Source organism: Nitrospira marina (assembly GCF_059568365.1).
The window spans coordinates 451,328-476,308 of sequence record NZ_JCANTH010000001.1; the positions used below are offsets into that span (position 1 = coordinate 451,328).

Genomic DNA, 24,981 nt, shown 5'->3' on the forward strand with positions numbered 1-24,981 from the left:
GGGTGCCTTTTCCCTTGCATAGAACAACCTTTAATGGTGAAACCCTCATCCTTCAATTTGAGATAAACTTGGTCGGTATTCTATTAACGACAGGATTTGTTCCCCTTTTTGGTTGGGATTCTGATTCCCGTTCATTGAACTTTTCTAGGGGGAGATGAGTTGGTATAGTTAGTTTGGTGAGTCAAAGAATCTTGTGAAAGTCGTTTGCTGAGCCATTTTTAGCTGTATCTCGGTTGAGGAGGCGCAATGTCGCAATTGGCACAATTGCAGAGAGAATTGGAGTCGGCCAGGTCACGCACTGATAAATTATTTTCGTGTATGCGTGCCGAGGCAATGTATGAGCGTCCCATTCCTGAGCGAAACCGCTTAATTTTCTATTTGGGACATCTTGAGGCTTTTGACTGGAATCAGATTGGTCGGTGGACATTGGGGATGCCATCATTTCATGAATCGTTTGATCAATTATTTGAAGCCGGCATTGATCCTTCTCTTGGAAGCTTTCCCGTTGACCAACCCTCCGATTGGCCAACGGTCAATGAGGTGTACCGATACAATGCGCGTGCTCGTGAAGAAGTGGATCGCCTGTTGTCATCTGTTCCAGAATGGATTGTTCATATGGCGGTTGAACATCGTCTGATGCATGCTGAGACCAACGCCTATTTACTGCACCATTTGGATTCGAAGCACAAGACCCCCCCTGCCAATTTTTCTCCCGTCTCATCTTTTTCAATCTCAGATGAAACGGCCAAGGATGAGATGATCGAAGTCCCGGAAGGGATTGCGACCTTGGGGAAGAAGCCGGACGAGGGGTTTGGCTGGGACAACGAATTCGCCCAACATGAAGTGGCTGTTCCTGGGTTTTTAATCAGCCGGTATAAAGTGACGAACCAACAATATTTGCGATTTGTCCAGGATGGTGGGGAACCTTCGGCCTTTTGGGTCAAACGAGGGGATGCCTGGTATGTGCGAACAATGTTCCAAGAGATCCCTTTACCAAAATCTTGGCCTGTGTATGTGACGCATCGACAGGCGCAAGCGTATGCAAGTTGGGTCGGGATGACCCTCCCGACCGAGGCGCAATTTCATCGCGCAGCCTTTGGCACTCCGGCTGGTATTGAACGGCCCTTCCCCTGGGGTGATGAGGCGTCAATGTTTCAAAACATAAATGTTGATTCTCAATCTTGGGATCCCGTTCCGGTTACAAGCCAGTCGTATGAGCGCAATGGTTTTGGAGTGGCTCAGATGGTGGGGAACGGCTGGGAATGGACATCGACTCTTTTTCATCCTTTTCACGGCTTTTCGCCCCTTCCCACCTACCCTGGCTATTCGGCCAGATTTTTTGACCAGGATCATTATGTGGTGAAAGGTGGTGGTCCTCATACCGCGAGCCGGCTCTTGCGCCGATCATTTCGAAATTGGTTTCGACAAAGTTACCCCTATGCGCATATCGGGTTTCGTTGTGTGCAATCCTAATGCATGACGCTGAACCCCCACCGTGTGCGTTTTGATTTGAACCGTTCTATGCGACAGATCCTACAAAACGCAGGGTATTGGGGGTATTTCCTCCTTATCTTGATTCTCTGGGGGAATTCAGCCCACGCGACTGACAGGTTGGTGATTTTGCATTCGAGTGAACATCACGGGGTTGCGCTTCCGCTTGATCAAGCCGGGGAAACTAAAATTGGGGGGTTGGCCAGGCGAAGCACAATTGTCGAAGAAGTACGGCGAGAAGGCGGGCCGGTTTTGTTGGTGGATTCCGGGGATATCCTTATTGGAACGGCTTTGTCTTCCTGGTTTCGCGGTGAACCGGATATTCTGGCCATGAATCTGATCCGCTATGACGCGATGGTGGCTGGAAATCATGATTTTGATTATGGGATAGACCATCTTCGCACATTGGTCGAGTTGGCCGATTTCCCCATTTTATGCACGAATCTTCAGTCTGAGCAATCGCTCCTGCCTTGCCGCCGCTCGTTTGTCACTCGCCTGGGGAATGTGGTCGTCGGGGTCTTAGGTATTGTCGGGAAAAGTAATTTTCCCGGCACTTTTAACCGGGATGTGGCAAAGAAATTATCGTTGGTGGATCCGATTGGCTCTCTTCGAGCGGAGGCTCTGCGTTTACGGAAGGAAGGCAATGTTGATCTGATCATTGCCCTCACGCATCAAGATAGTGAAGAAGACTTAAAAATTCTGGAGACCGTTGAGGGGGTGGATGTGCTCATCGGTGGACATACTGAAGGGTTTGACGGATTGTATGCTCCCGGGTTGATGGAGCCCGTTGAAACCGTGACCCGACCCCGATCGGTGTATGTGAAGACGCATCGTCAAGGACGAACAATCGGGCGTTTAGATCTGACGATTTCAGACGGATCGGTGGTCCAGGCGCGTTCCTATAATATTCCAGTGACGGTGGCGGTTCCAGTAGAGCCGAAGGTCCAACAACTTTTAAATGAATATCGACAGCGGTTTGCCCGGCATGCCACCCAGGTGTTGGGGGAGGCATCAGTGCGGCTCCAGGGCGATCGACCGGTTATCAGGACCCAAGAAGCCAATCTAGGCAATTTGTTGGCCGATCGTATGCGAAACACGTTGGGCACGGATATCGCCTTGATTAATGCCGGACAGATTCGCCGCAGTCTGGAACCCGGTCCGGTAACACTTGGCGATGTGCTGTCGGTACTGCCCTTTGATTCCGCTCTTGTGACCCTCCATGTGACGGGAGCGATGCTTCATGAGGTTTTAGAGCATAGTGTGAGCCAATGGCCGAATCATTCTGGCCGGTTCTTCCAGATTTCCGGTCTCCAGGTCACATATCAAGGAAAGGCTCCTGTCGGGTCTCGTGTGAGAAGCATTATGGTTGGAGGTGTGCCGTTGGATATTTCCAAAACCTATACCGTGGCGACGGACGCATTTGTGGCTGACGGCGGGGACGGCTATGACATGTTGACGCACGTCACACACCGAACGGATCATCAAATCCCCCTGAGAGATCTGTTGCTGAATGCCCTAGCTGAAGGTCCCCTCTATGCGGAGGCTGATCATCGTATGGTGTTCATGATTGGGAACGAAGAAAAATGACGTCAATGGCTCCTTGTCTTCGCTGAGCGGCTTCATGTTTACCCGCTCGAGCGCTTCGCCGTGTAAAGGCGCAGCTCATTGATCGCTCTCAAATTCCCCGTTTACTCTCCTTGTGTCTACATGATTGAGGCGTTGCCTCATTCTTTTTCTTTTTACATGTCGCTTCGGAAGCCAGATTAGGATCGACAATCGAAAGATTCATGATTCATCAGTCATCTGCATACCTCACGTCTTAGGGGCTTTTCATATATTCATGTCTCTTCCTCAAGATGCTCGCGATTCACGAAGATGGTGGGCTGACTTGCTGGCTGTCTGGCGGGATACCAGGCAGATTGTTCTGACGGCTCAGATTGCCGCAATTTATGCGGCGATTCTTATTCCCTTTAAAGCCGGCATTCCGATTGTTCCTGGTTTTGTGGAATTACGCCCGGCGAATGCTATTCCCATCGTCGCATCGCTGTTGTTTGGTCCCGCTGCGGCCTGGGGTGCAGGTATTGGCAATGTCATCGGAGATTGTTTCGGCACCTTAGGGCCGGCAAGTTTTTTTGGATTATTAGGCAATTTTATTTTTGGGTATCTTCCGTATGTATTATGGGGGCATTTGGGGTGGTTCTCCTCCGGGCAGCCGCCTTTGGGAAAATCTTGGCGTCAGATGATGGAATATGGCGTGGTATGTGTGATTGCTTCAGCTGCTTGTGCCGGAATGATTGCGTGGGGAGTGGAGTGGTTGGGGTTATTACCCTTCGTTATTCTCGCTCCAGCGATTTTTTTAAATAATGTGGTAATGGGCTTGTTCCTCGGTCCTCCATTATTGGGTTTTCTCTATCCGAGGGTGCAACGGTGGCGATTACGGTATGAAGATATTCGAGAATCAGATTCTTCCCATATTCATCCTTCCAAAACTCTGCGGTCATTTGAATCGATGGGGACCGAGAAGGCGAATGACCATCTCGACGACGCTATTGTGGACTGTCGTGGACTTTCCTTCCAATACGCCTCGGGTTCAGCGCCGGTTCTCCGGAATGTTTCCTTTTCTCTGGCTTCTGGGGAACTCGTCGTTCTGTTAGGCAGGAGTGGAAGTGGCAAATCCACATTATGCTATGCCTGTAATGGTCTCATTCCTCATATGATTCATGGGATTTTCTCCGGAACATTCCGGGTGAAGGGACGTGAAACCGTGGATGACCCCGTGTGGAAACAGGCCGGACGGGTCGGCCTGGTGTTTCAAGATTTTGATACCCAGCTTGTAGCGACGACCGTTGAGGGGGAACTGCTTCATCCATTGGAATACCGTGACCCCCTGCTTTCTTCGGACGAGGTCAGACGGCGGGTCGTTCATGCCCTCAGTCAAATCGGGTTGGGCGATTGTGCCCATCGTGATCCCATGAGAATGTCCGGTGGCCAGAGGCAGCGTCTGGTGATGGCTTCTGTGCTCGTGCAGGAACCGGCGCTGTTGGTCTTAGATGAACCCGGTTCAGATTATGATCCGGCAGGGCGAGCACAATTGCGGGAGGTTTTACGAAATCTTCGACAAGACGGGATTACCGTGCTTATGACGGAGCATGATGATGGCTATCTTTTGCAAGCAGATCGGGTTCTAGTTTTAGATCAGGAGCAAATCGTCTGGGAGGGAAAACCTGAAGCCTTGTTGCGACAGCCTCGGTTGATGCGGGATTATGGTCTTCGACCCTTCGCCCTGACAGAATGTTTTGAAGAATGGGGCGTGGAACACTTGCCTATTTCGGTCGAGGAAGCCTGGACCCAGGCTGAGGTATTGAATCTTCGTCTGTCTCCTCCGGCGGCGGTCTTGGATGACTCCCTCCGTGTGGGTCACCTGCCGGCGAGAAAGTCAACCATGGCTTTGCCCTTGATTCAGGTTGACCATGTATCTTTCCGGTATGAAGAACAGACGGTCCTGGATGGGGTGTCATTTACCATCCGTCCAGGAGACTTTCTGGCTTTGCTGGGTCAGAATGGATCCGGGAAAAGTACGCTTGCACGATTGCTCAATGGCCTCTTGATGCCGACACACGGCACTATTGTTGTGGACGGTATGGATACCCGCACCACCTCGATGAATGAATTGGCGAGGCGCGTCGGATTAGTCTTTCAGAATCCTGATCATCAAATTTTCGCGGATACCGTCTGGGAAGAAGTTGCCTTCAGCGCCAAGAATATGGGTTGCTCAAGCGATGAGATTGTCGATCGGGTGCAAGAATCGCTGGCTGCTGTGGGATTGCCATTTGAGGGAAGCCGAGACTTAGATCCGTTTTCCCTAAGAAAAGGAGAGCGACAGCGGATTGCGGTCGCATCCGTGTTGGCTACCAGACCGGCTGTGTTGATTGTTGATGAGCCGACGACAGGACTTGATCCTGATGAAACTGACCGGATGATGGCGATGATTCGTCGATTGAACCAACAGGGGCATACGATTGTGATGATCACTCATTCGATGGGGCTTGTTGCCGCCTATGCCCGGCGTTGTTTGTTAATTCACACTGGGAGAATTCTTGCTGATGGGACCCCCCGTGAAATTTTTGCTGATCCGGGCTTGATCCAATCCGCATCATTGGAGATTCCGGCCATTTCTCGCTTTAGCCAACGATGGGGACAGACCTTGCTAACGGTGGACGAAGTGAAGGCTTCCTGCAGACCAGGTTTTCCATAAAACTTGTGGCCGATACTTTTCAGATAATAGAGAGCGTGTTTGGGGTGCGTGAGAATCGTACGGCCTGGTAAATACGGATGATTGTTTCCTTGTATCTTTCCCGGAATTCGTGGATGCACCGGTTAGACGGACGCACCAAAGTTCTGACGGTGCTTGGGGTGTTTGGGCTAGCTCTCTGTTTTTCGGATCCGTTCTTCTTGCTGGTGCTATTGGGATTCGTAATGAGCGGGTTAGCCTTGTCTGGCGCGTGGGCCAATGTGAGGAAAATGTGGATGCTGACGGTTCTCCTCTTTCTTTATAGCGTGGCGCTCTGGCCTTTCTTTGTCGAAGGTGTGACACCTGTGCCCCTCTTGCATGGGCTTGGAGTGACCTGGGAAGGCGTCATGGTTGGCTTAGGCATGGGCTTGCGATTGTTAATTATGCTCTGGGCTGGAATTTGGCTACTTTCGACGATGTCGGTTGAAGAACTCGCGCAGGCCTCTCAGCAATTAGGGCTTCCTTCACGGGCAGGGTTTGTTTTCTCACTTGCGTTTCGGTGGGTGGGAATGTTGTTGGGAGCAGGGGCGGGCGTGGTCCAAGCGCAGCGCTCACGCGGATTAGATGTGTCGACGGGCGGAATTCTGCAACGCATTCGTAAGTATGTGCCTCTGGTGATCCCATTGATTGGACATGCCCTTCGTCAAACAAATCTACTGGCCATGTCTTTAGAATCCAAAGGGTTCCATCCCTTAGCGACACGGCATTTTTACTCTACGGGGAAATTGGGTATCCAAGACTATGCGGTTCTGAGTGTGATGCTGATTTTGGTCGTGGTAGGCATCTGGATGCGATGGCAGGGCATTGGAACGCTTGATGTGCGATTTTAAGAATTCGAGATCTGCATCATTTCGCCGGGTGCCTATAGGCATGGATAACAAAACGAGTCCTCCATCCATTGTGCGATGCGGCAAATGCTGGCTGGATAAGGTTGACCCTGGAAGATTGTTTCCCCAAAAGCTTTACAAACAATGCTTTTCTCGTGGAGAGGGAAGGTAATAGACCTGAGAAGGAATTAAAAGGAATCGGATGTGGGGTGGTAGGAACGGAAACCCCTAACTTACCATGGGTGTGTGTCGGCAGGACGTTTCTTCCTCAGCGAGTGCGACAAATTTTGATATTTTTTTGATGCAACGGCCACAGCACTGCCGTTTGTCATTAAGTTCGAGGGCGTCCGCAAGCTTTAAGGGACAAGTGACACCTGCTTGCCCAAGTTCACGGACATCGGATTCTTTGATACCTTTGCAGATACAGATAAACATAAAAATCCGTTACTGAATGATTTTCCTTTCGAAAATGATAACCGTTATCAATCTAAAAATATTCTACTCACCAACTGGGTTCATGTCAAGAGGTGGGTTTCTGGCATAACATATTGAAAGCTAATATATTATTGCTGTTTATGTGATATTGTTTTTTGTTTTGCTCTCTCGTATCAACCTTTTTTTTTGATTAAAAAAGGTCGAAAATTTGTATTGGATAATAGGAAGTTTTACATGGAATGGGCCAGGTGCGTGATAAAAAAATCAGAAGGTATAGAAATTCGAATTTATATTCAGCCACGAGCGTCAAAAACGGAGATTGTTGGGCTCCATGGGGACGCCTTGAAGATCCGCGTAGCGTCTCCCCCGGTAGAAGGTCAGGCCAATGCAGAATTGTGTCGATTTTTGGCACAACATGTTGGTGTTCCCCGCCAATATGTGCAGCTAAAATCGGGTGTTAGTTCAAGACAGAAGCGAATCTTTATTGAAGGGAAAACCTTATTCGATGTAGCAGCAGCCCTGACGGAAAGTGTTTCCTTGAAAAATTCTGAACATCCATGAGTAATGGAGGATAAAGAGAAGAATCTGCAGAATGTTGGGTGAGTTTACAACCCTTGAAGTCACTTTTATAATGCCCAGCCGTAGTTGTGGTTACAATACAGTATGGGATTGTGCTGGGTAAGAACTTTTCTTGTACCCATTTAACTCCCTCGGTTATTAATCAATTACATGTCTTCCTTTACCCCAAAAGATGAACTTCATGAGTTATTGGTCGACCGACTTGATGCGACCACGGCGCATGGTCTCGATGAACAACTCGCGGACCCTCGTTTCCGGCTGCCTGTTCTAGAGTTACTCATTGAATTAAAAGAGATTTCGTCAAAAGTACAGGGTGAAGCCGTATGGGCCCTTGGTGAGGTGTATCGAAAAAAATGCTTAGACAGTGCCATCCCGTGGTTGGATTTAGGCATAACATTCGCTCAGGCCTCTGGCGCACTCGGTCTTCGATATTTCAAAGAAAGCCCAATGATTCTCGGATTTCTGGAAAAAGAGTCGAATCGGGACGAATTGTTGGCCCATGTCTTGGAGTTGGCCGATGGCTCAAATGAGTCCGCTCCACAATGTGCGTATGAATGGTTCAAAGTACTTCCCCAATTGTCCGAGGAGATTGGCCTTCCTGAGATTCGGGAATGGGCTCGACTAGGGATGGAGCTGGCCGAATGGAATTATGTATTAGGAAATGAATTTTTCCGGGAGTGTCCCTCCATTGCTAAAGCTATTCCGTTGGGATCGGCAAAGTCCTGGATTGGGTTTGGCATGAAACTCATGGTTCAAAACAGCCTTGGAAAGCCTGATTACATTGGAACGTTGGAGTTTTTTCGAGCCAGCCCAAGTTTGTTTCTTGAGATCCATAATGAGAATGTCAAGCAAGGGGTCATTGATCTAGGTACGAACCTCGCAGATCATTCTCCCGAACAGGCGGTAGTTTTTTTGGCAAAGGCTCCAGAAGTTTTGGCTAGGGTCTCGACGGTCGATTGGAAGATTCGGATCTTGAAATTCGGCCTTCTTGTAGCGGATCGGGATCCCGAGGCTACTCTCGCGTATTTTACTCAGGTTTCCGAGGTGGTCGTCTTGGCCGGCAAGGAAGACGATTCCGGTGTATTTGACGCGTGGTTTGGCCAGGGGATGGAGGCCCTTGAGTATAGCGTTGAGGCTGGACGCGCCTTTTTTGGTCTGGAAACGCGGCAGGCCTGTTCAGCCGTCGAGCAGGCAATGAGTGGAGTGTCGCTTCGTCAAGTCGCCAGATCGTTGAAGATGTTTGCCAGAGCGTTGTGTGGAGAGGATGTGGCCATAGAGGGGCTCCCTGAGGGAGGAGGTTCAATTGGTGCCAATCACATGTCAACGAGTCCAGTCTCCGGGAAAGCTCAGGTGAGCGCCGACGGAAAAACGGTATATCTTCCTCTGGTCATGAGGCGATCGGAAACCCGTGAAGGAAACCGACGATGGTATACGGTCATGGTCGCTCATGAAGTTGGGCATGTGGAATTTGGAACGTATGCGCTCTCGACTGAAGTATTGAAACGTGTGGCTACCCGGGTGCAGACCCGATACCCCGATGAAGTTCTTAGTCCCAACGGAGCCATTCACACATTGGGAAATCTCTTTCAACGCTACCCTCAACCCGAGATTATCCGGGATTTGTGGGAAATTGTGGAGGATGCTCGAATTGATTTTTTGCTCCGTCATGAATACCCAGGATTACAGGAGGATTTGACGTCTTTGACAAAGGAAGCCATGGAACTCCGAACGCTTTCCCATGGGATGACGGCTCGTGAGATTGTGCTGGACGCATTGTTGTTGCTGTTTGCAGGGTTCACCAAGGAGGAATTCACTCGTCCGGGACTTCAAGAGGTGATTGATGAAATTTGGCAGATTGCCCGAACGATCTTACACCCCACCGCGACCGTCGATGAATCTGTTGAACTTGCCGACCGGCTTTACCACGAATTGGAGCGCCGGATTGGAACCCTGGAAAAGCACAACCAAGAACAAGAACTTGAACCCTTTTCCAATACTTCCGGGGTTTCCGACTCAGGCGGCCAACCTGAGGCGGCCGAACACTTAGAAGAGGCGTATCAGCCTTTGAGTAACTGGGGATATCGGGGCATTCTCAATCCAGACCACGTCAAAGGAGGGGAAGAGGGAGAACAGGCGTCGAAAGGACAGACAGGAGGGCAACTGGATGAAGTTGCCGCAATGGGTGAAAATGCTGGGGGAGACGCACCCAGCCAATTTGAGCGCCGATCTCCTCACCAATCCGATCCTTCGCAAGATCCGAAGAAACCAACCTTTGGTGAATCACCTATGCAACAGTGGTTTCAACCGACGTTTCGTCCGAGCGATGGACAACCGGGAACTCGTCTCCGTGAGGGGGAGTATCTGTATGAAGAGTGGGATGGGACGGTACGTGACTATCGACCACAATGGTGCCGGGTAATCGAACAGGCAGGCCGTGAAGGGTCACCAGACTTTGTAGATGAAACGTTTCAAGTGTATGGCCCGATGGTGCGACTCATCCGCCGTTATTTTGAAGCGATTCGTCCGGAAGCTTTTCGTCGAATGGGGCGCCAATCACATGGGGAGGACATTGATTTGGATGCCTTGGTGAATTGGATGGTTGATCGACGCCAAGGAAACGATTCTTCTGATCAGGTGTATGCCACCAGACAAAAACGTGATCGACAGGTTGCGGTGGCATTTCTGGTGGATATGAGCGGGTCGACCGGACGGCAGATTGGAACTCGAGCGCGTCCCGTCATTGAGATTGAAAAGGAAGGCTTGCTCCTGCTCTCAGAAGCGTTGTCCGCAATTGGCGATCAATACGCGATATACGGCTTTTCCGGGCAATCCCGGCAATCGGTGGACATTCACGTGTTGAAAGATTTTGACCAACGACCTGGAGGGCGTGTCGGTTTGAAAATCAGCGGAGTAACTTCCAAACAACAGAACCGTGATGGCGCGGCGATACGACATGCGACGCAGCGATTGAAACAGCAAGCGGCGAAAGTCCGGCTTCTCATCCTGATCAGTGATGGGAAACCATTAGATGATGACTATGCGGATGAATATTCCCTTGAAGACACCAAAATGGCTCTTCGTGAAGCTCGTCTTCAAGGCGTCCATCCCTTCTGCATTACCATTGACCAAGCGCCAACCGATTATGTGAAACGGATGTATGGGGAGATTGGGTATGTAGTTGTCGATGAAGTCGAATCGCTTCCGATGAAGTTGCCGAAAATTTATCAACGGCTTACGGCCAGATGAGCGGATATGGGAGATGTATGACCAGCTTACCTTCACACTCTGATGTGCCCCCATGGCTCTATAAGTTGTTTACCGGCCATCAATACCCCTATGTCCGTCGGCAGGCGAAGTTTGACCGGAAAGATCGGCAGGAGGACGGAGAACGGTTCGAGCCAACTCAAGATGATATCCGTGAAAAATTTTGGGAAATATTTCCTCGCTGCTCCACCAAAATGTTACAGGAGGTCAAGGTCGGCATGATTGTCGCGTTCAAGGAATTAGGAGGGTATGAGGCGGGAACCTACCAGGAGTTTATCGATCATCCGGAAGAGTTCTTGAGTCGGGAATATGGAAAGAAAAAAATTAAGGTCAATTTTTATGATGGGGATAATTTTGTGTGTACGATCAACTTTAAAGTCGCAGGGTGGACGAGCCATGACGATGATTAAATCCGTATGGCTGGCGACCTCTTCAAAGGGATGGGTGGTTTCATGAGCCGTATCAAAGTGACTGTGGTGGGGGCTGGAAATGTTGGGGGATCCATTGCCCAGCGGTTGGCCGAAAAAAATTGGTACGACATTGTACTGGTCGATATCGTCGAAGGTCTGCCGCAAGGCAAAGCCTTGGATTTGCTCGAAGCCGGCCCAATTTGTGCCTACGATTCCGCCGTCACAGGTACGAATCATTATGAGGCGACCAAAGATTCTGACGTTGTGGTGATCACGTCAGGCGTACCTCGCCGGCCAGGGATGAGCCGTGATGAATTATTGGAAACCAATACCAATATTGTGTCAGCCGTGGTCCGTGAGACGGCCAAACGTTCCCCTGATGCCATTCTTATTATTGTCTCCAACCCTCTTGATGTGATGACCCACGTCGCGCATCGGGTGAGTGGATTTCCCAGAAACCGGGTTATTGGGATGGCGGGGGTGTTGGATTCGGCACGATTCCGTTCCTTTATTGCGGAGGCCCTGCAGGTCTCGGTCGAAAATATTCACGCAATGGTTCTGGGAGGGCATGGCGATTCAATGGTTCCCTTGAATCGTTATACGACGGTGGCAGGGAGGCCGGTGACCGAATGGTTGTCGCCGGAGGCATTAGAGGCCCTGATCAAGCGGACCCGCGAGGGAGGAATCGAAATCGTCAATCTACTCAAGACAGGGAGTGCCTATTATGCCCCGGCTGCCTCAGTCGTAGAAATGGTTGAAGCAATTTCTAAAGATCAAAAGAAAATCCTTCCCTGTGCGGCGTTATGCGCCGGGGAATATGGTTTTAACGACCTCTTTCTGGGTGTGCCGGTGAAGCTAGGGGCAGGCGGAGCGGAAGAGATTATTGAATATGCGCTTACCCCTGAGGAACACGCGGCTCTGAAGGTTTCAGCCGAGGCCGTTAAGGAATTGTGCAGCCATGTTGATCAGATGATGAAAAAGACCCTCTAGCGTGATAGATGGCATGACGAACTTGCCCATCTTTTTTCTTCACTAAATAGACGTGCCTTCTGGTCCTTTTGTTACCTTGACGACTTTAGCGACCCATTCGTATAGTGGGTAGTGCTCGTACGCTGACCCCGCCTTGACGCCTGATTTTCCTTATGAATATGGAAGGAAATTTGGTTTTTCGAGGAAGGGATTTGTAAAAAAGACCATCGTTCAAGTGGTAAACATAATGGGAAAACACATGTCGGTCCAAACCATTGATCAAGGGGGCTTCGGTGGATAACGCATTCGCACCTCGAGTGTTGCGGGAGGTAAAGGGTGAACCAGGGGACATAGAGGCGTACCGCCAGCAAGGGGGGTATGAAGCTTGGGTTCAGTGTGTCACAAAAAATGATCCGCATGCCATAATCGCACAATTGAAAGAGGCCCATCTGCGAGGACGGGGGGGCGCTGGATTTCCTACCGGACTGAAATGGGACAAGGTGGTCAATCATCGCGTCAAAGAGCGATATTTTGTCTGCAATGCCGGGGAGCATGAACCTGGGACGTTCAAAGATCGATACTTGCTTCGACATCATCCTCACCAACTTCTCGAAGGATGCCTGATTGCGGCGTATACCGTTGGAGCGAAGGCGGCTTATATCTATTTAAATCATGAATTTTCCGAAGAGCGAGCCATCTTTGAGCGAGCTAAAGAGCAAGCCACAGAGCAGGGCTTATTGGGAAAGAATTTTCTTGGCACAGGTCTCACCCTGGATATTGAAATTTTTGATGGATATGGCAGTTACGTGGCGGGTGAAGAAACTGCGATGTTGGAATCCATGCAGGGTCGTCCAGCTCAGCCTAAGCAAAAGCCACCATTTTATCCCACGGAGTTTGGACTGCATGGCAAGCCGACCTTGGTCAATAATGTTGAAACGCTGTCGAATATTCCCCAACTGTTGCGGAACGGACCAGAATGGTTTCGTCAGGTCGGCACCAGTACTACTCCAGGGACCATGTTGTTTTCGCTCAGTGGAGCCGTGAATCGGCCCGGTGTATATGAACTGCCGTTGGGAACTTCCATCCGACATCTGATTGAGGTCTGTGGACAGGGCGTGCCGAACGGCCGGGGTGTCAAAGCCGTGTTCCCAGGTGGGCCGTCCTTTTCCATGGTAGGGGCGGATCAATTGGATTTACCCATGGATTTTGATTCGCTTAAGAAAGCTGGGACTGGATTGGGGTCTGCCGGCGTTATTATTGTCGATGATGCGACGTGCATGGTGGAGCAAACGCTCAAGTTTTCCGGATTTTTTGAACGGGAAAGTTGTGGGCAATGTCCACCATGCCGGATTGGTACACAGGAATTAGCGATCTTAATGAGGAAAATCGAAGATGGATCAGGAGAAGAGCGCGATCTGGCCAAACTGTTGCAAATTTGTGGGTTTGTCAAAGGCACCGGATTTTGTACTCTGGTGACGGGAGCTGCGGTGTTGGTACAAAATAGCCTACGGCTGTTTCGTCACGAGTTCGAAGACCACATTCGCCTGGGGCGATGTCCGTTCAAGCCGGTTCCCGTTGGCGCTGAGTAAGGAGGAGACTTTATGCCTCGCGTAACATTTCTTCATCCGGAAGGGAAGTCTGGGGAAGTTTCTGAAGGTCTTTCCCTCTTAGAAGTCGCGGAGCAACTCGGGTTCCCCTTGAATCATGATTGTGGGGGCAACGCCTCCTGCACGACCTGTCGGGTAGATGTGATCGCGGGCGAAGAGAATCTTTCTGATATCGATTTTGATGAGCAGGATTTGCTCGATCGGGAAGCACTGACTGAGCCTTACCATCGATTAGGCTGTCAGGCTCGAGTGTTGGGGGATGTGATTGTGCAAGTCCCCGAAGAAAAATGGGGTGAGGCCGAAGTTGAACAATCTGCCTAACGTTGTCCTTTTTCCAAGAGTAAAGGTAGAGAATGAGGGTACCCGCCACAGCCGTATTGTTCAGTACAAGCTTTGCAATGTGAAAGTATCCTGAGCCCGACTGCTATGCCGACTGCATCGTCCATCACCCGAACCTATCGGTTTTGCGCCGCCCATCGTCTGCATACCGACCAATTGCCAGAGGAGACCAATAAAAAGATTTTTGGAAAATGTAATAATCTGAACGGGCATGGGCATAATTATACTATTCTGGTGACGGTGGCCGGAGAACTGGATATGCGCACGGGGTTGATCGCAAACGTGGACGCCTTGGACCAACTCGTCAAAGACAAGATAATCGATCGTTTTGATCATCAACATCTTAATTTTGATCCCGCCTTTGCACAAGTCACGACAACTGGTGAGAATTTAGCGCGGCTAATTTGGGATTTGCTGGTTGATCAGATTCCTTCCGGGCATTTGAAGAAAATTGGGGTGATTGAAACCAGAGATAATTTCTTTGAATATATGGGTGCTCCAAGAGTGCCCAGCGAATCTTCCAACAGAAACGGGATAAAGGAGAACTAATGCCGAGTAAGACGAAGCGGCCCTCATCTGTCAAGCCACGGGCGGTCGATCCACACATTAGCCAGCCAGTCCGAATGCCCAATCTCCCGAATCTGGAAATCCTTGTAAAGCAATTACTGGAAAATTTGGGTGAAAATCCCCAACGGCATGGTTTAACCGATACGCCCAAGCGGGTAGCCAAATCCATGGCCTTTCTTACCAAAGGCTATCAACAAGACATCGATGAATTATTGAATGGGGCTCTGTTCCCTATCGTATATGATGAGATGGTCATCGTGCGGGATATCGATTTTTTTAGCCTCTGTGAGCATCACCTTCTGCCGTTTTTTGGGAAATGTCATATCGGGTATATTCCCAATAAGCATGTGGTGGGCTTGAGCAAAATCCCGCGGATTGTCGATGCCTTTAGTCGTCGTCTGCAAGTCCAGGAACGGTTGACGGTCCAGATTGCCCACACCCTTCACACGAAGCTCAAGCCGCGTGGGGTGGCTGTTGTCATGGAAGCCCGCCATCTGTGTATGAGTATGCGTGGAGTAGAAAGGCAGAATACCGTGGCGGTCACCAGTGAAATGCTGGGTGTATTTCGGAAACAAGAACAAACCCGTGACGAATTTCTGAAGCTCATTCGCCAGCGCGGATGCGACGGCGATTAGTGGTTTCCATCCATTTCATCTTTCCCGTACAAAAATAGCTGATGCCTGGAATTTTCTAGCTATTTGATTTTGATAGTGGAATCAGGTTTAATGCGACATTATTAAGTTTCATAGGTGCTCCCACGGAAGGGCATGTCGCGCAGGAGGCGCTGGCCTCATCCTTATTTTTCTTTCTGGTTTTGTGTTTGGTCTGGGACAGTAGAGCCTCTTTTTGATTTCCCCTCAATTTCCTTTCCTTTAGGCCCGTCGCTTCTCTATTTCTTTAGTTCCAACCCAACTCCATCCTGTATCGGATGTTTTTCTGATCTGTTTTGGCGTTGTGGCAATACTTATAACCGGTGTGTCGTGAGGAAGCTCCGAAGTGCTTCGTTGAACGCGGCGGGTTGTTCCAAGTTTGATAGATGGCCGGCTTTAGGGATGGTGACCAAGATTGAGCCGGTTATCCGTTTGGCCATGTACTGAGACTCTGAGATCGGGGTAGCGACATCATCCTCGCCCACAATGATCAAAGTCGGGCAGGTGATTGTGGATAACAGGTCCGTTGAATCAGGTCTAGCGGCCATCGCCACCAAATCGACGACAATTCCTCCTGTTGATGTTTGAAGAATCATCTGTCGAACCTGCTCCACAATCTCAGAATGACACTCAATGGTGGAAGGGGCCAGAAGTTTGGGAAGCATGAGGGCGGCAATGGCTGATGCTCCATCGCTAAAAGCTACTTGAGCCATCGACCCACGTCCAGCTTTCCCTTCTTCACTATCCGCTTGCGCTCTTGTATCTGCAAAAACCATGGCTTTTACCCGATCGGCATACTGTCGGTAGATCGAAAAGAGGGTATATCCGCCCATCGACAAGCCCACAAACACGGCTTGAGCAATACCTAAATGATCGAGCAGGTGGATGATATCCTTGGCATAATCGTCCAACGTATCATTCCAAGGCACGATGTCGGATTCTCCATGTCCTCCAAGGTCAATGGTGATCACTCGATAGGTGTCCTTCAGCGCATCGACTTGAGGTTGCCACATGGTTTTGGAAAGTGGAAAGGCATGGATGAAGACGAGCGGCGTGCCGTCCCCTTGATCGGAATACCCGACGGTCATTCCATGAATCAGCGCTTTCACCGATCTCTCCTTTTTTGTCGATGGGAGCCACCTCGAATTTTCTCGAGTGATGTCATCAAAGAGCCATATGCTGGTTTTATTTGCGGGTGCATGACCGGTGGTTATAGCATACTGAGAATAGAGAGGTAATCACAGAATCGCCTGCCAGAAATGCTTAAGGGGTAAGTGCATTTTCATGGAATCCTTTGAGTCACAGTCGCAAGAAGATCTTTTCCCTGTTCAGGAACAGTCCGATACACGCCCGGCTCCTTTAGCAGAGAGGATGCGGCCGCTGGATTTTGATGAGTTTCTGGGCCAGGAAGACGTCTTGGCCGAAGATCAGCCGCTGCGTCTGGCCATTGAACATGATCGTGTGCCCTCACTTATTTTGTGGGGACCGCCGGGGACGGGAAAGACGACCCTAGCGAGTTTAATCGCCAAGAAAACCCAAGCGACATTCGTCCCATTTTCAGCGGTGCTCAGTGGCGTGCCGGAGTTGCGCGGATTGTTGAAAACGGCCCAACAACGCCGGAAGCTGTCAGGACAGCGTACACTTCTTTTTGTGGATGAAATTCATCGATTCAATAAAGCGCAACAGGATGCCTTCCTCCCCTATGTTGAACGGGGAGATATCATACTCATTGGAGCCACCACACAAAATCCTTCTTTCGAAGTGATTGCTCCCTTGTTGTCCCGGTCTATGGTGGTGGTGCTTCAATCCTTAAACGAGGAGGCGTTGAGGCATATCTTGAATCGTGCCCTTTCGGATACGAAACGAGGGCTCGGTTCCTCACACGTCACCCTTACTCCCGATGCGCAGCGTCTATTGATTGGATATGGCAATGGCGATGCCCGGTCGATGTTAACGGGCCTGGAATTTGTTGTTGGCCAATATGCGAAGCCTGGCAAACCTACGACCATTGATCAACCGCAAGTCGAGCAAAGCTTGAAGCAGAAGGCCTTACGATACGACCGGGACGGGGAAGAGCATTACAACCTGATTTCCGCCTTTATTAAAAGTATGCGTGATTCCGATCCGGATGGGGCGTTGTATTGGCTGGCGCGGATGTTGGAGGGCGGAGAAGAGCCCAAGTTCATCGCCAGGCGCATGATAATTTTTGCGTCAGAAGATATCGGGATGGCCGACCCGCAGGGTCTCTTGATTGCCTCGGCCGTTTTTCATGCGGTGGAGGTCATCGGATTACCCGAGGCACAAATCAATTTGGCGCATGGGGTGACCTATTTAGCCACTGCTCCCAAAAGCAAGGCATCGTATATGGGGCTACTGGCAGCGAGGAGAGACGCCAAGGAAAAGGGGAATCTTCCTGTGCCACTGCATTTGCGAAATGCCGTGACTTCGCTGATGAAGGATTTAAACTATGGCAAAGACTACCGCTATGCTCATGATGATCCAAAGGGTGCCAAAAACCAATCTCATCTCCCCAAAGAACTGGAAGGTCGCCAGTATTACCGACCCAAAGGTTCTTCCTCTCCTGCTGATGACGAAGAAGATCTTAACTCGCCCTGGTAGTTATGGAGTTCTGAAAAAGAGCCGGTTTTCGGACCGGCAGCCGAGGTCCTTTTGTTTCGGCAAAAGGACCCAAAACCATTGACGCCCCGTCCGGCCTAATCAAATTAGGCGGGCGCAAACTACGGGAGGGCGGTCCAACTCGCTGCGCTCAGACAAGGCCCGCCGATTCATAAAAGCGCCCAACTATAGGGCCGGACGGAAGGCGTCGGTCCAGAAGGCAAGCGCTACCCAGAGCAAGAAGGTTGGCAATTAACTGAATTAGTTATAACTAGAAGGGCTTGTCTTGTGGAAGAGATGTTTTTCCTAAGAAGCTGGCTAAAAAAAGCGGGGCGAGTGCTAGCTGGTTATTTATTTAACATTTTTCTGCTTGTAATCCTCTATTACTGCTTTAAATCGGTTAAGAACTTCTTTGAATCCACCAAAATCGATCGAGTCCTGATTAGCTTTTACTACTTTCTCAGCGAAAACAATTTTCCCATACTCGGTTGCGGAATCAATTTTTGGTTCTCGATTAAATTTTTTGCCAGCAACAAGAGTGTTAAGAGTTTGTATATCAAAGAGGTCTTCTATCGCCATTTCGCCAGTCCCACTTCCTGAGGAGATACGTACTATATATAAATTTTCTAAAAAAAATGAGAACTGTTTTGATGGATCCCATTTCTCGATATTTTTCAAAAATTTTATGATTTCCTTTGAACCAGTATCATCATCAATGAGTATTATTACAGGGTACTTCTTCCCTTCGCCCTTGAAAGGCTTCATATATTTTTCGTAGATACCCATCAAAGATGCTAAGCCCCCCGTTCCTCCTGATATCGCTAGAACATCCTTCAGATTTTCAGTCAAGTTTAGAAATCCAAGTTTGAAAACGAATTTACCGTCAGTTTTTTGTACTAATTCGCCATATTCCTTTTCTAGTTGCTTTAATGCGCATTTCAAATACGTAATGTCTGTTTTGCCCTCGCAGATTATTAAAGGTGAATTTAAAATGAAAAAATGTTTGTAAAACAGGAATTTTCTAAAAAGCGTAGTTATGGCATTAGGATCATTCCTTCTCTTGTCGGTTTTTCTGTTATCGTGAGGTCTTTTCACATAGTAAATAAAACTTAATACGCTCTCAAGATGTTTTACTGTCCCATTCACCTTCCGTTCCGGTGGAGATCCTTCTATTGGGATAATAGTGCCTACAGGTTTTGATGCTTCACCCATTTTTGAATTTTCAGATTTTTCGGTCTCCATAACGGCGATGTGGTTGTTTTCCCAAAAAAACTGATTGCTTTGAAACAAGGAATGGCACATAGATCTGGTTAGCCTGTAATACTCTTTTTTGATGTTTACTTTATTATTTACGATTAACCCAGTTGCGACTTGCCTTCCTGTCTTGTACTGCAAAGAAGTTTTCTTCTCATTAATTGTGAAGCCAGCCTTTCCTATCTCCCTTTTCAGTGCTTTACTAGCTATCCATTCGTTTCCATTATTTTGGACGGCAACTTTCTCAGGAAATTCTTTTTTGTTTGTGGAAAAAGTTAAATCATCTGCATATCTCGAATAAGTGCATTTGGCCTTCTTCGCAAAATTTGCCATTCGTATATCCAGGATGTGTGCTATTAAATTTGAAATAACCGGAGAACATGGGCTGCCCTGGGGCAACTCATTATTATGGCAAGATATTTGAGCGATGATAGTGGCGATTTTAGGATTTAATGAAAAGTGCGCATTTTTTATAAAAAACCCTCGAACTCGACCAAAGTTTATTGAAGGAAAGAAATCCTGCAAATCAATATTGAAAACATGCCGTTTTTTTATATGGTTAATTGCATTTGTGCTTATGGAATGATTTTTCCTAAATCCATGTGATAATGATTTCTTATGGTTGTCTTTTTGGGAAATCTCATCAAAACATTGATTTAGTAGATCTGCTAAACGTCTTTGGAGATGTTTGACCCTGTCTACAGGAGCTTTAATTCTACGGGCACCCCCATTTTTTTTAGGGATTATAAATTCAGTATATTTATGATCATTTGGAATTTTATAAAGGATGAAGGAAAATTTGCTTGGCTTGTAGCCTAGCAAGACAGCCATCTCACTTAGAGATGAGGCATTTTTTAGTTTTTCCAACTGAGACATTTGGGGGCAAAAAAGAGAATGGGGGCCTATAGGCACTCTTATGCACAAGGCTACCTAGCCAAGTACGGTAAGGATATTAAGGAGGCCAGGAAGCAAGTGCCCTGGCATTGTTTTCTTATGCTGCGATACGCAACAACAAATCTGCCTATAGGCCATTTTCTTTAAACCACATTTTCAATTTAAAATCAATTTATTGGAAATCCTGATCCTTTATGGATGTCCCTTGAAGGGTCCTTTTGGTGCTCGCGTGAGTCAAGTCTATACTATGGAATATTAAAGGGAGGGAGGCCAGAATTGTCTTGCGTTATGTTAAAAAGACAAACTTTGGGAATTACGAAATCTGGGATTGTTGTTTTTCGAGTTGGGCGCTGAGGTCGCCCCATTTGTGTGTGAGACGATCGAGGTCATGGCCCCATTGTTCGCGTTCGTGGTGGAGGGAATTCCAGCGGGAGTAGTCTTGGTAGGTGGCCGGGTCGGCTAGTTCCAAGTCCCGAGCTTTGATCTGTTCTTCGAGCTGGGCAATGTCTTTTTCCACTGTGGTGACTTGTTTTTCCAATCGGGCGATACTTTTTGAGAGGTCTCGTCGCGATGGGGCGTCAGGAGTGGCGACGGTTGTCTTGGCTTTCCCATTTGTGGGGTGCTCGGTGGTTGGTTTTTCTTTGTGGGGCTTCTCTTTTTTCTTTGATTTTTTCTTGTCGGGTGTGGCTTCCGGGGGCGCCTGGTCCTCCAGTTCTTTGGCCCGTTTCCAGCAATAATATTCATAGTCGCCGATGTAATCGCGGGCTTGCCCGTCGTCTATTTCCACGACGCGCGTGGCGACCCGCATGAGGAATGTGGGGTCGTGCGAGATAAACACCATGGTTCCGGGGAATTGAAGGAGTGCGTCCGTTAACATATCCACGGATGTGGGATCCAAGTGGTTGGTCGGCTCATCTAAGAGCAGGGTGTTGGCTGGCTCGACTAACATGCGGGCTAAGGCGACTCGATTACGTTCCCCGCCGCTCAAGGCTTTGATGGGTTTTTTCTGATCATCTCCGGAGAATAAAAACGCGCCGGCTAATCCTCTTAGGAAATTTCGTTCAGTCATGGGTGCGGCTTCTTCCAGTGACTCCAATATGGAATGTTCAGATTTCAGGATTTCGGCCTGGTGCTGAGCAAAGTAGTGGAGTGTGACCCCGTGACCCAAGATTCTGGACCCTTTATCGAATTCCAAGACTCCAGCCAGGATTTTAAGAAGTGTAGATTTTCCAGCCCCGTTTTCCCCGACCAAGGCCACGCGTTGTCCCCGTTCGACGGAAAAATCCAAGTCATCATAGATGATTTTATCGCCATAGCGTTTCCCGATATCCCGTAGTTCAAATACGTCTTTTCCGCTGGCCGGCGGGTCCGGGAATTTAAATCGCAACCGTTTCGTGTCCCGCTGCAACTCAATGCGTTTGACTTTTTCAAGTTGTTTGATGCGGGATTGCACCTGGCTGGCTTTGTTGGCCTGGTATCGGAACCGGTCGACGAAGTTTTGGACGCGTGCAATTTCTTTGGATTGTCGATTGGCGGCGGCCTCTTCCTGGGCGTCTCGCTCTGCCCGGAGTTTTTGAAACCGCGAATAATTGCCCCGGTATTCCTGCAAGGTATGGTTCCGGACTTCCCAAATATGCGTGACCATGGTGTCTAAAAAGCCAATGTCATGGCTGATGATCAACAGTGTGAAATTTGAAGAGAGTAAAAATGATTCCAGCCAACGCTGCGTGGGCTTGTCGAGGTGGTTGGTCGGCTCGTCCAGCATGAGGACGTCGGGGGCGGACAGTAATAAGTGGGCTAAGGCCACTCGCATGCGATAGCCGCCGGAGAGAGTGTCAATCTTGCGTTCCCAATCCGACTCCTGAAATCCTAATCCGGAAAGAATCCGCTTGGCTTCGTGATCGGGAAATTGATTCCTGTGTGTGGCATCGAGAATGGTGTTTCCCGGCAACGACTCCAGTTCCTGTGGCAGATAGCCAAGGCGAAGAAATGGACGTCGTCGAATCTTTCCGCTTTCTATCTCTTCCTCATTGAGGATCATGCGCATCAGTGAGGTTTTGCCAGACCCATTAGGACCAACGAGTCCCACACGCGTATTGGGTTTGAGGTGGGCCGAAGCCTCAATGAACAGGGGTTTCGTGGGGTAGCTCTTGGAGATTTGTTCAATATGCAGCATGCGGAAACACCATCCAATATGTGAGATGAAAACTGAGTCAAAACCCCTTTGTCATGGTCAAAAAGACGGAAAGGAGGGATGAATTGGTGGAGCTGGCCGGGATTGAACCGGCGACCTCGTGAATGCCATTCACGCGCGCTCCCAACTGCGCTACAGCCCCACACCGAAAATGATGCTATCACGCGACTACGGTTCGGTCAAGAAAATCAGAGGCCAGAAAGGCAGAGCTTCCTCGTTGACAAATTATGCGTTGAGACCTACGATTCACCCTCTAAGCTCTGGCTGACCTGCTGGCCGAGTTTTTTTTTGTCCCGTGCTCTTGTCTTGTGCGTGTGGAGGAAGCTATGGCCGCATTGGTTGTTGTTGGCTCCCAATGGGGAGATGAAGGAAAAGGAAAAATTGTGGACCTATTGGCCAAGGATGCGGATGTCATTGTCCGCTATCAAGGAGGTTCCAATGCCGGCCATACGGTCATTACCAATAAAGGCACCTTTATTTTTCATTTGATTCCTTCGGGGATTCTTTATCGAGGGAAGGTGTGCGCGTTGGGGAATGGGGTCGCCATTGATCCGGCTGGGTTGATTGAGGAGTTGGATCGTTTAACTGCCAAAGGGATATCGGTTGGAAAACGATTTCTTATTAGTAATCGGGCCCATGTCATCATGCCCTATCATAAGGCCATTGATAAGGCCGAAGAGCAGGCGAAAGGGGCTCGCCGAATCGGGACGACGGGCCGAGGCATTGGGCCGGCTTATGTCGATAAAATGGCGCGAGTCGGCATTCGCATGGGAGATTTACTGAATCCGGACGTGTTGCAACAAAAGATCCAGGAAAATCTGGTGGAAATTAATGCGTTCTTAGAGCGCATTTACAATGTGGATGGTTTTACGGTTGAGAAGGTTTTTAAAGATTATCAAGCCTATGGTGAGCGACTTCGTCCGCATATTACGGATGTAGCATTGGTCCTGGACCGGGCCTTTGAACGCGGGAAGCGTGTTTTGTTTGAAGGGGCACAAGGGACCCATTTGGATGTCGATTTTGGAACCTATCCCTACGTCACCTCATCAAGTTCCTGTTCGGGTGGGGCGTGCACCGGCAGTGGGGTGGGTCCCACTACGATAACGGGAGTCTTAGGTGTCACGAAGGCCTATACGACTCGAGTGGGTGGAGGTCCGTTTCCGACAGAATTGACTGATGAAATGGGGCAGCAACTCATGCAGCGTGGGAATGAATACGGGTCAACGACGGGTCGAGCCCGCCGGTGTGGCTGGTTGGATATGGTGTTATTGCGATATGCCGTTCGAATCAACGGACTTACCTCATTGGCCATCACAAAGTTGGATGTGTTGGATGGCTGCAAAGAATTGAAAATTTGTACGGGATACCGATATCAGGGAAAACTCCACAAAGAAATGCCAGGTGACCTAAAGGTGCTGGCAGGTTGTGAGCCGGTGTATGAACGATGGAGTGGGTGGACAACCGACACAACGGGATTGAAGGGGTATAAGGGACTTCCCCCTGCTGCTAAAAGGTATTTAGCCAGAATTGAGGAATTAACCGGATGCCGAATTGATATGATTTCGACCGGGTCCAAGCGTGAAGATACCATTGTTGTGAAAAATCCATTGATTCGGTCCCGCAAGGGCAAATGATTAACACGCTTCTTAGTGTTTTTTTGCTGTAAGTTTGACAACAACAGAATCCATTGTTAGCATCGCGACCCGGTGAGCCGCTAGCTCAGTTGGTAGAGCATCGCCCTTTTAAGGCGAGGGTCGTGCGTTCGAGCCGCACGCGGCTCACCATAATTATCAAAAGGTTGTGCACCCTTTCCCTGCCGTTTGATTAGTCACGGTTCCATCTGAAATTTGCCCATTAAAGCCTGTCAGCCCTGCCACTTCGCCCCAGAGGGTGAGTTGGGCTAAAATGGGCATACCGTGCCAACATAGCTGGAGACTTCCAACCGCCCAAGGCCAAGAGCGTTCGGTCATTGGCACCTTGCATAGCCAAGAGGCAGGGAAAGATATGCCGAAAATCATGAAAACTGATGGAGCAAATCCTGAGCCAATTACGGCCTTATCAAAGGGGGCGGTGGGAGTGAAAAATGTGTGGGATGATGAAAGCTTTGTAGAGTGCAAGAGGGTATACTTTTGCTCGGGTTCTACCCATGGAGCTTCACAAATTCAACATGAAAACCTGCCCTGCCCTCGGCCATTTTTCAATCGAAGAAAGGGGACCCGTCAGAAATTAAATAAACACGGTCACGAGATAGGCTCTGCGTGTTTGCTTGGCTTTCAATCCATCTGCCATTTACCACGAAGAAATTTGGTAGGATAACGAAGAGAGGTTCTAGACCCATCCCTGCATCACATTTCCCCATGTAAACTCTTTCTTTTCAGAGTTTTACCGATCCCTCAAATTTCAAAAACATCCCTTTAAAATACAGCCATTCGTTTGATACACATAAAAACCTGGTTATTATACTTATATGCTATATCTGCCCCAGCGATCTACGCAATCCTCAGCTTTTAGTTGATTATTAAGCTGAAAAGTGTAGAGTAATGAAACATTTGCCTGGAATTTAAGAAACCAATTTTTGGCTTTTTGAATTAAAT

Annotated in this window: 19 protein-coding genes and 2 tRNA genes; 15 read left to right on the forward strand and 6 right to left on the reverse strand. The window is 49.0% G+C overall.

From position 1 onward, the window contains the following. Positions 1-246 precede the first annotated feature (246 nt). The 12 genes from LX98_RS01940 to folE all read left to right on the forward strand — a co-directional run bounded on the left by LX98_RS01940 (position 247) and on the right by folE (position 15,414). Complete coding sequence (locus tag LX98_RS01940; protein ID WP_496427296.1) at positions 247-1,473, forward strand: SUMF1/EgtB/PvdO family nonheme iron enzyme; 1,227 nt, start codon at positions 247-249, stop codon at positions 1,471-1,473. 48 nt (positions 1,474-1,521) lie between these two features. Then, positions 1,522-3,078, forward strand: a complete 1,557-nt coding sequence (locus tag LX98_RS01945) for a 5'-nucleotidase C-terminal domain-containing protein (RefSeq protein WP_496427297.1) — start codon at positions 1,522-1,524, stop codon at positions 3,076-3,078. A 253-nt stretch (positions 3,079-3,331) separates the two neighbouring features. Continuing rightward, entirely contained in the window at positions 3,332-5,746 is a 2,415-nt protein-coding gene (locus LX98_RS01950; protein WP_496427298.1) for an energy-coupling factor transporter ATPase, read from the forward strand. Between the two features lie 77 nt (positions 5,747-5,823). Further along, positions 5,824-6,612 (forward strand): CbiQ family ECF transporter T component, encoded by a 789-nt coding sequence (locus tag LX98_RS01955; RefSeq protein ID WP_496427299.1) that lies wholly within the window; start codon positions 5,824-5,826, stop codon positions 6,610-6,612. A 666-nt stretch (positions 6,613-7,278) separates the two neighbouring features. Continuing rightward, entirely contained in the window at positions 7,279-7,605 is a 327-nt protein-coding gene (locus LX98_RS01960; protein ID WP_496427300.1) for a DUF167 family protein, read from the forward strand. Positions 7,606-7,773: 168 nt separating this feature from the next. Next, positions 7,774-10,869 carry a VWA domain-containing protein gene (locus tag LX98_RS01965; protein ID WP_496427301.1) on the forward strand — a complete coding sequence of 1,032 codons (3,096 nt, stop codon included), beginning with the start codon at positions 7,774-7,776 and terminating at the stop codon, positions 10,867-10,869. A gap of 17 nt (positions 10,870-10,886) precedes the next feature. Beyond that, the gene (locus tag LX98_RS01970) at positions 10,887-11,297 is read left to right on the forward strand and encodes a hypothetical protein (protein WP_312741556.1); all 411 of its coding nucleotides are present in this window, start codon (positions 10,887-10,889) and stop codon (positions 11,295-11,297) included. Positions 11,298-11,339: 42 nt separating this feature from the next. Beyond that, a complete protein-coding gene (gene mdh / locus LX98_RS01975) occupies positions 11,340-12,287 on the forward strand; it encodes a malate dehydrogenase (protein ID WP_496427302.1) in 948 nt (315 codons plus the stop codon). A gap of 272 nt (positions 12,288-12,559) precedes the next feature. Beyond that, the gene (nuoF, locus tag LX98_RS01980) at positions 12,560-13,855 is read left to right on the forward strand and encodes an NADH-quinone oxidoreductase subunit NuoF (RefSeq protein ID WP_496427303.1); all 1,296 of its coding nucleotides are present in this window, start codon (positions 12,560-12,562) and stop codon (positions 13,853-13,855) included. A gap of 12 nt (positions 13,856-13,867) precedes the next feature. Further along, positions 13,868-14,194 carry a 2Fe-2S iron-sulfur cluster-binding protein gene (locus LX98_RS01985; protein WP_496427304.1) on the forward strand — a complete coding sequence of 109 codons (327 nt, stop codon included), beginning with the start codon at positions 13,868-13,870 and terminating at the stop codon, positions 14,192-14,194. A gap of 105 nt (positions 14,195-14,299) precedes the next feature. Further along, positions 14,300-14,761 (forward strand): 6-carboxytetrahydropterin synthase, encoded by a 462-nt coding sequence (locus tag LX98_RS01990; RefSeq protein ID WP_496427305.1) that lies wholly within the window; start codon positions 14,300-14,302, stop codon positions 14,759-14,761. Continuing rightward, on the forward strand, positions 14,761-15,414 hold the full coding sequence (gene folE / locus LX98_RS01995; RefSeq protein WP_496427306.1) for a GTP cyclohydrolase I FolE: 654 nt from the start codon (positions 14,761-14,763) through the stop codon (positions 15,412-15,414). The genes LX98_RS01990 and folE overlap by 1 nt, the downstream gene beginning before the upstream one ends. 329 nt (positions 15,415-15,743) lie before the next feature. Here folE and LX98_RS02000 read toward each other — a convergent pair whose 3' ends face one another. Beyond that, positions 15,744-16,538, reverse strand: a complete 795-nt coding sequence (locus tag LX98_RS02000) for an alpha/beta fold hydrolase (RefSeq protein WP_496427307.1) — start codon at positions 16,536-16,538, stop codon at positions 15,744-15,746. A gap of 175 nt (positions 16,539-16,713) precedes the next feature. Between LX98_RS02000 and LX98_RS02005 the strand changes: the two genes are divergently transcribed. Further along, positions 16,714-18,048, forward strand: a complete 1,335-nt coding sequence (locus LX98_RS02005) for an AAA family ATPase (RefSeq protein ID WP_496427308.1) — start codon at positions 16,714-16,716, stop codon at positions 18,046-18,048. Positions 18,049-18,396: 348 nt separating this feature from the next. Here LX98_RS02005 and LX98_RS02010 read toward each other — a convergent pair whose 3' ends face one another. From LX98_RS02010 to LX98_RS02020, 3 genes are all read right to left on the reverse strand, one after another. Continuing rightward, positions 18,397-20,166 carry a retron Ec67 family RNA-directed DNA polymerase/endonuclease gene (locus LX98_RS02010; protein WP_496427309.1) on the reverse strand — a complete coding sequence of 590 codons (1,770 nt, stop codon included), beginning with the start codon at positions 20,164-20,166 and terminating at the stop codon, positions 18,397-18,399. A gap of 340 nt (positions 20,167-20,506) precedes the next feature. After that, entirely contained in the window at positions 20,507-22,369 is a 1,863-nt protein-coding gene (locus LX98_RS02015) for an ATP-binding cassette domain-containing protein (protein WP_496427310.1), read from the reverse strand. Positions 22,370-22,453: 84 nt separating this feature from the next. Next, positions 22,454-22,529, reverse strand: a tRNA-Ala gene (locus LX98_RS02020). Positions 22,530-22,713: 184 nt separating this feature from the next. Between LX98_RS02020 and LX98_RS02025 the strand changes: the two genes are divergently transcribed. Then, positions 22,714-24,021: an adenylosuccinate synthase gene (locus LX98_RS02025; protein WP_496427311.1), complete on the forward strand. Its 1,308-nt coding sequence runs from the start codon at positions 22,714-22,716 to the stop codon at positions 24,019-24,021. Between the two features lie 74 nt (positions 24,022-24,095). Further along, positions 24,096-24,171 (forward strand) — tRNA-Lys (locus LX98_RS02030). 6 nt (positions 24,172-24,177) lie between these two features. On the opposite strand, the gene LX98_RS02035 is transcribed toward LX98_RS02030, so the two are convergent. Then, positions 24,178-24,300: a hypothetical protein gene (locus tag LX98_RS02035; RefSeq protein ID WP_496430639.1), complete on the reverse strand. Its 123-nt coding sequence runs from the start codon at positions 24,298-24,300 to the stop codon at positions 24,178-24,180. Beyond that, complete coding sequence (locus LX98_RS02040) at positions 24,242-24,370, reverse strand: hypothetical protein (RefSeq protein WP_496430554.1); 129 nt, start codon at positions 24,368-24,370, stop codon at positions 24,242-24,244. Before LX98_RS02040 ends, LX98_RS02035 begins: the two co-directional genes overlap by 59 nt. Positions 24,371-24,981 lie beyond the last annotated feature (611 nt).